This is a genomic window from Saccharolobus solfataricus, assembly GCF_900079115.1.
Classification (GTDB): domain Archaea; phylum Thermoproteota; class Thermoprotei_A; order Sulfolobales; family Sulfolobaceae; genus Saccharolobus; species Saccharolobus solfataricus.
Genome location: NZ_LT549890.1, coordinates 2,537,497 through 2,550,646 on the forward strand (window position 1 = coordinate 2,537,497; position 13,150 = coordinate 2,550,646).

Annotated in this window: 8 protein-coding genes and 3 pseudogenes; 8 read left to right on the forward strand and 3 right to left on the reverse strand. The window is 37.9% G+C overall.

All coding sequences use genetic code 11. From position 1 onward, the window contains the following. Nucleotides 1-9 precede the first annotated feature (9 nt). From SSOP1_RS13550 to SSOP1_RS13560, 3 genes are all read left to right on the forward strand, one after another. Nucleotides 10-954 carry an ABC transporter ATP-binding protein gene (locus SSOP1_RS13550; protein ID WP_009988642.1) on the forward strand — a complete coding sequence of 315 codons (945 nt, stop codon included), beginning with the start codon at nucleotides 10-12 and terminating at the stop codon, nucleotides 952-954. Then, entirely contained in the window at nucleotides 947-2,593 is a 1,647-nt protein-coding gene (locus SSOP1_RS13555; protein ID WP_009988643.1) for an ABC transporter permease, read from the forward strand. Before SSOP1_RS13550 ends, SSOP1_RS13555 begins: the two co-directional genes overlap by 8 nt. Before the next feature lie 84 nt (nucleotides 2,594-2,677). Next, on the forward strand, nucleotides 2,678-4,087 hold the full coding sequence (locus SSOP1_RS13560) for an MFS transporter (protein ID WP_009988645.1): 1,410 nt from the start codon (nucleotides 2,678-2,680) through the stop codon (nucleotides 4,085-4,087). Here the strand turns inward: SSOP1_RS13560 and SSOP1_RS13565 are convergent. After that, complete coding sequence (locus tag SSOP1_RS13565) at nucleotides 4,080-5,033, reverse strand: zinc-dependent alcohol dehydrogenase (protein WP_009988647.1); 954 nt, start codon at nucleotides 5,031-5,033, stop codon at nucleotides 4,080-4,082. The genes SSOP1_RS13560 and SSOP1_RS13565 overlap by 8 nt on opposite strands. Before the next feature lie 2 nt (nucleotides 5,034-5,035). Next, entirely contained in the window at nucleotides 5,036-6,295 is a 1,260-nt protein-coding gene (locus tag SSOP1_RS13570; RefSeq protein ID WP_009988649.1) for an MFS transporter, read from the reverse strand. Nucleotides 6,296-6,649: 354 nt separating this feature from the next. Here SSOP1_RS13570 and SSOP1_RS13575 point away from each other — a divergent pair, with 354 nt between their 5' ends. The 3 genes and pseudogenes from SSOP1_RS13575 to SSOP1_RS13585 all read left to right on the forward strand — a co-directional run. Next, nucleotides 6,650-7,855 carry a Zn-dependent hydrolase gene (locus SSOP1_RS13575; RefSeq protein WP_009988650.1) on the forward strand — a complete coding sequence of 402 codons (1,206 nt, stop codon included), beginning with the start codon at nucleotides 6,650-6,652 and terminating at the stop codon, nucleotides 7,853-7,855. Between the two features lie 81 nt (nucleotides 7,856-7,936). Beyond that, on the forward strand, nucleotides 7,937-9,271 hold the full coding sequence (locus SSOP1_RS13580) for an aminotransferase family protein (RefSeq protein WP_009988652.1): 1,335 nt from the start codon (nucleotides 7,937-7,939) through the stop codon (nucleotides 9,269-9,271). A 248-nt stretch (nucleotides 9,272-9,519) separates the two neighbouring features. Continuing rightward, a pseudogene (locus tag SSOP1_RS13585) lies at nucleotides 9,520-10,206 on the forward strand (DUF4322 domain-containing protein); the annotation flags it as partial. A gap of 86 nt (nucleotides 10,207-10,292) precedes the next feature. On the opposite strand, the pseudogene SSOP1_RS13590 reads toward SSOP1_RS13585, so the two are convergent. Beyond that, nucleotides 10,293-11,361 (reverse strand): annotated as a pseudogene (locus SSOP1_RS13590) (IS110 family RNA-guided transposase). A 54-nt stretch (nucleotides 11,362-11,415) separates the two neighbouring features. Here SSOP1_RS13590 and SSOP1_RS13595 point away from each other — a divergent pair. Next, a pseudogene (locus SSOP1_RS13595) lies at nucleotides 11,416-11,873 on the forward strand (ISH3-like element ISC1225 family transposase); the annotation flags it as partial. Between the two features lie 170 nt (nucleotides 11,874-12,043). Then, entirely contained in the window at nucleotides 12,044-13,102 is a 1,059-nt protein-coding gene (locus SSOP1_RS13600) for an ISH3 family transposase (RefSeq protein WP_164497324.1), read from the forward strand. The last annotated feature ends 48 nt before the right edge of the window (nucleotides 13,103-13,150 follow it).

Consider the following 13,150-nt stretch of genomic DNA (forward strand, 5'->3'; position numbering starts at 1 on the left):
TGATAGTTCGTGATTACGCTAAAGGAAGTTACGAAGTTTTTTGGGAGTTTTAAGGTTATAGACAGCATTAGCCTTAATGTGGAGAAAGGAGAATTTTTCGTAATTTTAGGTAAATCCGGTTCTGGCAAAACTACCTTGTTAAGACTAATTGCGGGTTTAGAAAAAGTTAGTAGTGGGAAAATACTTATTAGTAACGAAGACGTCACTGATTTACCACCCTCCAAGAGAGATATTGGGATGGTTTTTCAGAGTTATGCGTTATATCCAAATAAAAAAGTCTTTGAGAACTTGATGATTGCATTGGAAAATTCGGAAATTAACAAGAAGGATAAGGAGGAGAGAATTATAGAAATCTCGAAGCAACTCGAAATATATCATTTAATGGATAAATATCCAGCTCAACTCTCTGGAGGACAACAACAGAGAGTCGCTATAGCTAAAGCACTAGTGAAGAGACCAAAAGTATTATTGATGGACGAACCCTTATCTAACCTCGACGTACAGCTAAGGTATTCAGCGAGGAAATTAATCAAGAAAGTTCAAAAGGAGTTTAATATCACAACAATATATGTTACGCATGATTCAAATGAAGCCTTAGCAATTGCAGATAGAATTGGTGTAATTGATAAAGGTAGACTATTGCAAGTGGGAATACCTGAAGATATCTATAATAATCCATTAAGTAAAGAGGTAGCGTCTTTAGTTGGTAATCCTCCAATGAGTTTCGTTAAAATTGATGGGAAGATAATTGGCGTTAGACCAGATAACATCATTATAAAGGATAATGGAACGTATGAGGGAATTGTGAGTAATTGTGAATTTTGGGGTTCATACTATTTAATTTACATAGATTTCATCGATAATGAAGTTAAAGCTATAAGTAAGGAAAGGATTAAGGAGGGTTCTAAGGTTAAATTCGACTTCATTAGTTATAAGGTGTTTAGTAATGATTAAGTATTCTGTCCCTTATTTGGTATATATTGCAGTTTTTGGTATAATACCATTAATTCTAACCTTTGTTATCGTAGGCATTAATTTCTCAGGTGCAATAAAGTCTTCCTTTAGTGTTGCTCCTCCACCGGAAATAATATATAATACGTTTTTCTTCTCGTTATTCACAGCGGTGGTATCAACATTATTAGGATATATTCTAGCCATCACAGTTGATATATACCCTAAAAAATTACTAATTCTTTTAATATTACTACCATTTACAATACCATTTACGGCATCAGCATTGATATGGGTTATAAGTTTTTACGGAGGTTATGGATGGTTCACATACTTTTTGGGTATAAATTATGATCCATTATACTTTTCCAAAAGTGCATTATTTGCGGTAAGTCTAGTAAGTGCGTGGAGTTCTGTCCCCTTAGCCTTCCTTTTAATTTTGGCATCATTAAAGAGTATTCCAAAGGAGATCAAAGAGTCTTCTCAGATAGACGGTTTAACATTATCTCAGTATTATTTTAAAGTAGCATTTCCGTACTCATTAAAGGGGATCCTATTAGCCTTTTTGATAACCTTTGTCCTATCCATGGGTAACTTTGATTTACCTTATGTTATGACTCAAGGAGGTCCTGGGTTCTCTACAACAACATTACCTCTAATTGTATATTTTATGATGTTTCAGTACGATAACTTTTCCGGTGGAGCACTTTTCGCGTCTATTTTAGCGTTAATAGCTTCGATACCGGCAATCGGTGTAGCGTTATTAGTGAAAAGCAAGGGCTTCAGATTTTCTCTTCCAGCAATAAAAATTCCGGATAAAATATTTAAAATAATAGCGTTACTGATTTCTTTAATTATTATAATATTCTTAGACTTTCCTGTATATTGGATGGTATTAGTAGCTACCAGACCAAATACCTTAGATTTCTTAAAACCTCCAGTTTTAATTCCCAAGGAGTTTACTCTTTCATACCTAGTTTCGTCCTTAGAATCATCTGTTCCATACATTATATCTTCCATTATTGTATCATTAATCGTAGGTGTCCTTACAATACTTCTATCTAGTCTAGGAGCTTATGAGGGAGCAAGAAAGTTCTGGTTCTGGTTATTATTGTTATCAATTTACCTCTATGCCTTACCATCGACCTCTTACATTATTCCAGTATATTTAATGACGTCTGATTTACATTTAATAAACACTTGGATAGGACTGGCATTACCTTCGGCAATATTCACCGCCTCATTTGCCTTTTGGACGATGTTTAACTTTTACATAGATTTTCCAAAAGTGTACGAGGAAGCCGCTGAAATTGACGGCATGAAGAACAAAATACTAAAATTAATATTGCCGCTCTCAAGACCATTTCTAATTGCGACGTTTGTAATATCATTTACATTTGCATGGCACCTTCTATTCTATCCTTTAGTTCTGAGTGAGACTCCCTATCAAATGAACTTTCCACCAACTGGGAGTGAGACTGCAACAATTTTCGCTCTAAATGCCATAAGTCAAGGGTCAGTTAATTGGGCCTTATTAGCCTCATCAGCTCTAGTAGCATCATTACCTGTCGTAATAGTATCATATGTGGCGCAAGATTACATGTTAAGGGGCTTATACTCTGGTGGTGTTAAGGGAGCATGATAATTGATCAACTCGTTAACAATTACCGGGTTTACCGTTTATTAAGCAAACTTTTTAAGGTCTAATGTACCAGTTTTAGACACGATGAATACTAACTCTATCCTGATTGTATTAACTCTAGGATCTCTAATGGCTGCAGTGGATACTACAATAGTATTATTAGCACTTCCTACTATTACATCGAGCTTACATACCGACTTATTGTCGTCAATATGGGTGCTTTTAGCTTACATGATAGTTATTTCAGTTTTATCAACACAAGCTGGCAGAATAGGGGATTTATTTGGAAAAGGAAAGATCTATAATTTAGGATTTGTAATATTTACAGCAGCGTCAGCCTTATGTGGTATTTCAAGTAATATAGATATGCTGATTGTATTTAGAATTATACAAGCTATTGGTGGGTCAATGTTGGTGGCTAACAGTTCATCCATAGTGGCTGATGTTTTTCCACCTAATAGAAGAGGTAAGGCTTATGGAATAACTAGTTTAGGTTGGAACATAGGGGCGTTAGTGGGTATTGTTTTAGGTGGAGTTTTGACTACTTTCTTTGGCTGGCAATACATATTTTACATTAATGTACCGATTGGAATAGTCGCAGTCCTTTTAGGAGTAATGAACATTAAGGATATCAATAAGGTTAATACGAAACTGGATATGCTTGGAGCAATCCTTTTGGGCATTTCATTAGCATTAATATCGTTATCATTAATGTTTATTGCGGCATCTGGAATTTCTACTGATAATATTATAGAGTTAGCTTTAGGTGTAGCGTTAATACCATTTTTCCTATTAAATGAAACTAGGAGTAAATATCCTATATTAAATTTGAAAATATTTAAAATAAGGCTTTTAACGTATTCAATCTTAGCTAATTTCCTCCAAGGGATTGGAGGGCTTTCCTTGAGTTTCTTACTTATAATGTATCTTCAAGGCGTTAGAGGACTTAGCCCTTTAGATAGTTCCTTATTATTGACACCAGGTTATGTTATTGCTAGCATTTTAGCTCCATTTATGGGAAGAGTAGCGGATAGGGGAAAGCCGGGTATTGTAGCTGGTATAGGTTTGATGTTCATTTTCATTACCATGATTCTGTACTTCTTCTTACTAACACCGACTACTGACTATTATTTAATTGTAGGAATTAGTGCAATTACTGGTATAGGCTCTGCGATGTTTTGGCCGTCCAACTCAACTGCTATAATGTTTCATGCACCTAAAGAATATTACGGTTCGGTCTCGGGTTTATCCAGAACGTTAGGGAATATAGGTACTATTCTAAGTTACGTTTTAAGTATAGTAGTTGCAACTTTAAGTATACCCAGAAGTGTTGCCTTTGAGATATTCATAGGAACTACCACGTTGAATGGGGACGTCAGTGTAACGTTTGTTAATGGATTACATTTTGCTTTTCTCATATCTTCGATTATAATAGTAGTAGCTATGATATTCTCTTTTATGAGTGGGAAAACTCAAGAAAGTGCCATCAAATAGAATCCATTTTTATTAGTACTTTTATGTTAGGTAGTTCTATTACATATTTTCTGAACCACTCGTTAATATTGTCTATATAACCTACCTTATCCACTATTTTGTTAAATTTTTCTTGATTTTCACTAACTATCTTTATGGAATTTAAAAAATCATCTTTACTATATATTATTGAACCTCTAATTATTACTTCATTTCTAACTATAATATCTCTATTTAAACTGATCTGTTCATTATCTAATCCGGTAATTATTAACTCAGATCTAGCTATAGAATTTTTGAGAATTGACTGGGCTAGTACCATACTCTCTTGATTATTTATAGTATCTATCACTGCAACTCTGTCATCAAATTTTAATTCCTTAGTTGTTCTAAAGCCCTTCTCCTTAAGGATTTCTTCCTTTCTACTATCCTTCTCTATAACGAAAGTTTCTAATCCATTTATTTCAGCTACTATTGAAACCAGAGTTCCAGTGCTACCGCCTCCTATTATTATTACCTTCTCTATCTCTTTGTCTATCTTATTTAACGCAGCAACAGCAACTGCCGTAGGTTCTACTAAAGCTCCTAATTTCAAATCTAAGGTGTAGGGTATTCTAAACACGAAATCTTTAGGTACGTTGATATATTCCGCCATTCCGCCATCAGCATTAACTCCAATTGATATTTTATTTTTACAACTGTTATAAAATCCTCTTCTACAATTATTACAGTAACCGCACCAATAATTTGGGAAAATAGCTACCTTCTCCCCTTTTTCAGTTATCCCGGATATTTCATGTCCTAAGACAAGTGGTTCCTTAACTGGCTTTTTACCTAAATAAATATTCTTATCAGTACCACATATTCCTATGTATTTAGGAAAAACCTTTACTTCATTCGGTTTAGGAAGCTCATCTCTAACATTTTCTTTAACGAAATTTCCATTAATAAAAAATACCTTCCACAATCTTAGCTCACCTTTATTTGCCTATAGTTAGTTATTATTACTGTTCCGATGAAGTATATAAGACCTATCCCAATTAAGATTTCCATTCCTAAGAGATATGCTTTGGTGACTTCCACAGTAGCACCAAATACTATTGGTACTATTATACCCCATAGAGTTTCCCAAAAGCCAATATGACCACCAAATTGACCAGCTAATTCAGTAGAAACTAGAAAGGATGGTGCTGCCCATTGTATCCCCGACCATCTTAGGAAGAAGAAAGTTACCATTAGTATTTCAACTGCTTCTATCGGTGAAGAAATGAGAGTAGCAGCTGCAAGACCTATAGTTACTGCCAAAGAGCTAACCGCAAATCCTACTTTGAAACCTAAATTGGGATTTCTCTTAATTAATTTGTCAACGACATAACCTCCTACTAACTCTCCTATGAAGCCAAAGCTCCAAATCAATGCAGTGTATTCTAATGTAAACGATAGAGAAAGATGTCTAGCGTAAAAAAGATATAAAGGCAACCAAGTAAATAGACCGAAGAATATCCCAGCTTGCGCACCCAAACCTTGCATATAACCCCAGTAATTTTTACTTCTTAACCAATATGACAATGGAAGCTTAGTTTTCACGCCAACCTTTTCTCTGCCTGACAAAATGTAGTCTAATTCTTCCTTAGAAATCTTCGGATGCTGTTCTGGTAAATCATACAAAAGGCGACCTAATATGATAGCTAGAATTATAGCCAAAAGACCACTAACTAAAAATCCCAACCTCCACGCTAATTCTTGGTTAGGAATTATTGCAAACAATCCCAACATAAATAAGGAACCGAAAACTATCCCTAAATTCACCCCAGAATCTGAAATGGTACCACCTCTAGCCTTTTCGTCTTTTCTAAGCCAATTTGCGACTATCTTTGTAACTCCTGGGAAACCTACTGCTTCTCCAATTCCCAATAATACTCTAGTTACTATAAAGTAAAAAGTTGAGAAAGCAAATACATTAATAGCTTGTACAGCCCCCCAAAGGATTGCAAATCTACTAAAAACCCTTTTAGGTCCGTACTTGTCCAAAAAATAACCAACTAAAGGGTTCATTATAAGATATCCAAAAGTGAAACCATCTCCAATTATTCCAGCTTCAAAAGAACTTATGTGGAATTCACTTTTTAGTACTGGTAGTGCAGTATTGATTAGCCCCCTATCTATGTAGTCTACTATAATTAATGCAAATATAATCAGAACGATCTTCCATCTTAGATTTCCTTTCATTAGTGAAGAATATAATTAGATATATATAAGTTATTACGTTTACAAGTTTATTAAAAAGACTGAATGATAGTAAATAGTTTAAATTTACGATATATACTTAACTTGAAAAGTTATTTTCGAATTCTTATGACTTAATACCTCATCACATTTAATCCTATCTAAACCGTTTAACCAGTCGATAAACCTCTTCACATTTTTAAGAAATAGGATTCCATTTAACTATGGCTCTAATCACACTAATTATCTTGAGACCCTAGAGAGGAAGGGATTAGTTATCTTAAAGAAATAAGGTTTTACCGATCTCCTTAAATAGCATCGTTAAGGATTTTTAACCTATAGCTAATATATTATTTAATGAATCCAGAAAGGTTTTTGACAACTTTCCATTCGTTAACTAATATAGGTTGGACTGAGGACGGAGTACTGAGGCTTGCTTTAAATGAATATGATATAAAAGTAAGAGAGGAACTAATAAAAATTCTATCGAGTATAGGTGTTCACATAATGGTCGATGATGCCGGAAATATAATTGGAGAATTAGGTGGTAAACTAAGTGATGCTATTGCGATTGGATCACATATGGATTCCGTGCCTTATGGAGGAAAATACGACGGTTTTTATGGCGTTATGGCGGGACTTGAAGTATTACGAAGTATTAAAGAGAGAGGCATATCTAATCATTCTATTAAACTTATAGATTTTACGAATGAAGAGGGTTCTAGATTTCAACCCTCACTTCTAGGCTCGGGATTAACCACAGGTATCTTCGATAAAAACTACGTCTACTCAAGGAGAGATAAGGATAATATAAGTTTTGAGGAAGCGTTAAGGGTTTCCGGATTTATGGGAGATGAAAGCAATAGACTAATGCATATGAAGCCTAACTACTATCTAGAGCTTCACATAGAACAAGGTCCAATTTTAGAGGAAGAGGGGTATCAAATTGGAATACCTTTAGGAATTGCTGGTTTAAGCGTATATGAATTCACATTTAAGGGTCAGTCTAGTCAAACCGGACCTACACCAATGGATAGGAGAAGGGATGCCCTAGTAGGCGCATCTAAATTCGTAGTTAGCGTTAGGGATCACGCAAAGAAGCAGGAAAACTTAAGGGCCACTGTTGGTATACTTAATGTTAAACCAAATGTATACAACGCTATACCTAGGGAAGTCAGACTCACTGTTGACGTTAGGAGTATTGAGAGGAATAGAATAGATCACACTATAAATGAATTTGTTAATATTGCAAAAAGTATTGCCGACGACGAGAAACTAGAAGTTGAATATAGGCATCTGTGGACAGCTAATCCTGTGAGTTTTTCCGACGAAGTCATTAGTGTTATAGAAAGAGCGTGTAAAGAGTTAAGCATGAGATATAAGTTTATGTATAGTTGGGCAGGGCATGATGCACAGTATATGACGAAGATTTCTAAAGTCGGCATGATATTTATTCCATCTCATTTAGGCATTAGTCACGCAAAGGAAGAATACTCCTCAGATGAGGATATGTTAAACGGGCTAAGAGTACTAGAGAAAGCTGTAGAACTTTTAAACAGTTGATGATTATATTCAATTTTTGTACTAATTTTAATCATCTGTGTAAAAAGCTTATAACCCTTGCTTATAAAAATAAGATAGAATATGGGAGAAATAGAAGATAAGAAAATTATTAGGGATCATACTTTCAAAACGTGGAGTAAACAAAAGGGATGGGATCCCATAATCGTATCAAGTGCAAAGGGAGTCTACTTTTATGATGTGGAGGGAAAGAAATATTTAGACTTTTCATCGCAATTCGTTAATGTAAATTTGGGATATGGAAATGAAAGGGTTATAAACAGTATAAAGGAACAGCTTGATAGGTTACAGTATATTAATCCCTCATTCGGTGCGGATATTAGAGTTAAGGCTACAAAAGCTTTACTTAAGGTTATGCCTAGGAATATTAGTAAGTTTTTTTACTCTACCTCTGGCACTGAGGCTAATGAAGCTGCAATTAAGATATCTAGGTTTTACAAGAAGCCGAGATATAAGATTCTGGCTAGATATAGGTCATACCATGGATCCACTGAGGGATCCATATCTTTAACTGGGGATTATAGAAGGTGGTTTGTTGAACCCAACACTATGAATGGAGTAGTGCGAATACCAGAACCTTACTGCTTTAGGTGTCCACTTAAGCTAAAATACCCTGATTGTGGAATAGCATGTGCGACCTATGTTGATTACGTTATTAGGCAAGAAAAGAACGTCGCTGCTATGATTATTGAACCAATAACCGGTACCAATGGTGTTATAGTACCTCCTAAAGAATATATGCCTTTAATAAGGAAGATAGCTAAGGAAAATGACGTTTTGTTTATAGCGGATGAAGTTATGACTGGCTGGGGAAGAGTAGGGGAGTGGTTCGCTGTAAACTTATGGGATATTCACCCTGACATTTTAACTACTGCCAAGGGTGCTTCTGCATCTTACGTCCCAATTGGAATAACTGGAGTAAGTAAAGAGATAGGAGAGTTTTTTGAAGACGAGGTTTTTGCGCATGGACATACTTTTGAGGCTCATCCAGTTTCACTGTCAGCTATCCCAGCGGTAATAGAAGAGTATGAAAGATTGAACATTCTTTCTCATGTGAAAGTAATGGGGGATTATTTGGGTAAGAGGCTTCAAGAGTTAAAGGAGAGGCACAGAAGTATCGGCGATGTGAGAGGAGTTGGGTTATTCTGGGCAATTGAGTTGGTAAAGGATAAAAATAATACTCCATTTGGTGGGTATGATGATAAATATGAGGGTTATACTACATTTGTTGACGTTTTAGCTAGGAGACTCCTAATAGAGAAAAATACTTATGTCTATAACGGTCCCTCATGGTTTATAATCTCACCTCCTTTAATAATAAATAAAGAGGAAATAGACGAGGGCGTAGATGCTATAGATGATATACTAAAGGAGGCTGATAAAGAATTTAATAATTAGTAATAATAGAACTACTATAGTTAATATGAAAGCAGTTCCTCAAATTAATAATTTTTTATCTTAATGGGGGTTAAGGGGGCAGAAGACTAATCCGTAACGGTAGACCAAAAATCATTTTACAAAAATAATTCTGGTTGAGTAATATCAGATTCTGGAAAAATAATAGAAATTATAGCTTTGTCAAGAATTCAACAACTGAAGAAAGGTTTAAGGTGAGGAAGCCGGCATTATCACGTGGTGAATTTAAGGTGGTAACACCGGGTCTTCCCCACTAAAATAATCTTCAACAAATAGCACATAAATTACTTTCCATGTTGAACTTCAAGGGAAAGAAGGCAGAGGAAGTAGCGAGAGTTCTGGTCTCCGCGTGCTTGTGGAACGACTCTGTAGAGGGCAGATCCAAAGGGTACAACGTATCACCACAAACCGTGAGGAACTACGTTAGTATTTTGGAAAAGTTCTTAGACTATGATCTAGTGGTATATCCTTTGTCTAAAGCTATAAACTTTCTGAAAGCACTAGTGAAAGAGCAGGGAAATGGGGTAATCGAGAAACTCCTGGAGTCCATGAGAAGAATTTCCATGGAGATGCTCAAGGGAGTGAAGGAAGTAGACATCTCCATAGACTGGACAACCAAGACGTGGTACGGTAAGCCGGTGAAGGGACTAGGTAGTTCGGCCAAGGGGAACTCGTATAACTACGCCACTGCCACCACGAAGTACAAGGGAATGGTGCTCTTCCTGGTCTTCGTTCCCCAAGTTAACGGGATGACCAAGGACGAGATCGTGAAGTTCCTCATGGAGTAAATTACGGGAATGGGCTTCAAGGTGAGGCTCGTAACCCTGGACACGGGCTTCTACACTGTAGAAGTCCTCAAGTTTATATCGCAGTTCAAGTACGTGATCGGAGTTCCCGTGGAGGACGTGAAGGCGTTCAGTAATAAATCTTTCGGTCGAATTTTGAGCATAGTATCAGCTACTATTGCCACGCGGACTCTTTCAATCCGCGTGATAGGGGAGGGTCACGTCACCTCATAAGGTTTATTATTATACCAAACACTCCACACAATCCTAGCCAACTTCCTAGCTAAGGCAGTGTACAGTTTCCTACCCTTCAGTTTATCCTTGTGAGCTTCGTGGAACTTAAGGAGAGTAGGGTTACGCGAATATTGAGTCTCGGCAAGGAAATAAAACAAGCTACCCAAATACTTGTTACCCCTCTTGGAGATACCCTTTCTAACCTCAATCCTACCACTCCTCTCAACCACCGGGTCTAAACCGCAATAAGCAACGAAGGATTCAGGTCTTGGGAAGCGCTTAATATCACCCACAATCCCAATTATAATCCCAGCTGCCAGTTTCCCTATTCCGGGAATCGTGAGTAACACGTGGTCTTGAGGCACATTACCCTCTATCATTTTCCTCACCTCCTTCAACTCTTCTCGTGTTTGAAGTAGTGTCCTCGCTAGGACTTGAATCTCACGTAGTACTGTACCAGTGTATTCCAGTTGATACAGTTTTACGTCAGAGAAGTCTCCCTTAGAGAACTTCTCCAATCTCTCCTCGCTCAACTTCTCCTCGTCGCTCACGAGGAAGAGAGCTCTCCTTAACCTGTTCTCTTGTTTCGTTTGCACATCATTCATGAAGAGGTAGAGTGATACTAACTCTTTCAAGGGGTTGTTAACGTATTCTCTAGCCTTATTTACCATGTTTTCAAGTTTTTCTGCGTCGTAAAAATCTGTTTTCTTTCCCCTTACGTCCTTTTCTTTCCATAGCAAGGCTGACTAGTAGGACTTTCACTCCTCTTTCTTTGAAGTATTGGCAAGGTCTCGTTGAGTATACTCCGGTGGGTTCTATTACGATGATGTTTGGCTTCATGGTTAGTATTTCTTCGTAGCCCTTCTCGTTGTTTGTGAACTTTCTCACCCTCCCCTTACTTGTTACCAAGTGTTCTTTTGATACGTCTATTCCAATTACCCCTACCCTTGTGTCACACCTATATTCGTGAATATTTTCACAATGTTCAGTCCGACTGTAGGGGCTCGTCACGCCTTCACCCGAAGACTTGGCTTCAGTTACGAGGTCGACCATTTTTCCCCAGCTGAGGAGAATATTACTCTCCCCAGCTAATTAACCTATATATAAGTCTACGAGGAGTTCGACGGAGAGTACACTACCAACAGCAAGAGACATAAGAAGGAAGAGCAGGTTAATTTCAGACTTCTGGTATATGGTAAGGAAATCGTTAAGAAGAAGAGGAAGGCCGTGATGTATTTCGCAAGAGCAACCAACCTCGACTTGACCAAGAGGGAAGTGCTGGAGCTTTACAACAAGGTTAGGGGTCCCATTGAGACGTCTTACAAGAATATCAAGACCTTCCTTCCCTTCACGAGCTCCACCAAGTTCGTCTTTCGCGAGTTGATCTTCGTACTGGCCATGGTCTTCTACTCGCTTTACACCGTGTTCAAGGACGTCATGAGAAGAGAGGAGTTTAGATTGCTTTCATCCTCTGTTTTCTAGATGATCTATCGGATCTTGAGGATTTTCTAGTTAAACTTGAGAAGACACTTAATAACAAGATAGATTTATTTTTACGGAGGTGATTTTGGGTCTACCGGTTACGGTAGACCCAAAATCATTTTACAAAAAATAATTTTGGTTGGGTAATATCAGATTCTGAAAAATAATAGAATTTATAGCTTTGACAAGAACGCAATTAATTGAAGAAAGATTTAAGGTGAGGAAGCCGGTATTATCACGTGGTGAAGACAAGGTGATAACACCTGGTCTTCCTCACCAAAATAATCTACAACAAGTAGGGTATAAATTACTTTCCATGTTGAGCTTCAAGGGAAGAAAGGCGGAGGAGGTATCGAGAGTTCTGGTCTCCGCGTGCTTGTGGAACGACTCCGTGGAAAGCAAGTCCAAAGGGTATAACGTGTCACCACAGACCGTGAGGAACTACGTGGAGGAGCAGGGAACTGAGGTGATCGAGAAGCTATTAGAGTCCATGAGGAGGATTTCCATGGAGATACTCAAGGGAGTGAAGGAAGTCGACATCTCCATAGACTGGACAACCAAGACGTGGTATGGTAAGCCGGTGGAGGGACTGGGTAGTTCAGCCAAGGGGAACTCGTGGAACTACGCTACCGCGACCACGAAGTATCAGAATATGGTGCTCCTCCTAGCTTTCGTTCCCCAAGTTAACGGGATGAGCAAGGATGAGATCGTGAAGCTTCTCATGGAGCAAATTGTGGGAATGGGCTTCAAGGTGGGGCTCGTAACCTTGGACGCGGGATTCTACACCGTGGAAGTCCTCAAGTTCATATCGCAGTTCAAGTTCGTGATAGGAGTCCCTGTGGGGGACGTGAAGATCTACGAGGAGTTCGACGGAGAGTACACGACAAACAGTAAGAGGCATAAGAAGGAAGAGCAGGTCAAGTTCAGACTCCTGGTGTATGGTAAGGAAATCGTTAAGAAGAGGAAGAAGACCGTGGTGTACTTCGCGAGGGCGACCAACCTCGACCTACCCAAGAGGGAAGTGCTGAAGTTGTACAACAAGGTTAGGAGTCCCATTGAGACGTCTTACAGGAACATCAAGGCCTTCCTTCCCTTCACGAGCTCCACCAAGTTCATCTTCCGCGAGTTGATCTTCGTGCTGGCCATGATCTTCTACTCGCTTTACACCGTGTTTAAGAACGTCATGACAAGAGAGGAGTTTAGATTGCTGCTCATCCTCTGCTTTCTAGACGATTTATCTGATCTAAAGGATTTTATATTTAATCTTGAGGAAACACTTATTAATACTATAGATTTATTTTTATGGAGGTGATTTTGGGTCTACCGGTTAGGGCAGGGTAGTTCACTTGATGTGCAAAAG

Excerpts from the sequence above, each read along its gene's own strand:
- SSOP1_RS13570 (WP_009988649.1), bottom strand. The coding sequence starts at position 6,295 with ATGAAAGGAAATCTAAGATGGAAGATCGTTCTGATTATATTTGCATTA.
- SSOP1_RS13560 (WP_009988645.1), top strand. The coding sequence starts at position 2,678 with ATGAATACTAACTCTATCCTGATTGTATTAACTCTAGGATCTCTAATG.
- SSOP1_RS13580 (WP_009988652.1), top strand. The coding sequence starts at position 7,937 with ATGGGAGAAATAGAAGATAAGAAAATTATTAGGGATCATACTTTCAAA.
- SSOP1_RS13555 (WP_009988643.1), top strand. The coding sequence starts at position 947 with ATGATTAAGTATTCTGTCCCTTATTTGGTATATATTGCAGTTTTTGGT.
- SSOP1_RS13575 (WP_009988650.1), top strand. The coding sequence starts at position 6,650 with ATGAATCCAGAAAGGTTTTTGACAACTTTCCATTCGTTAACTAATATA.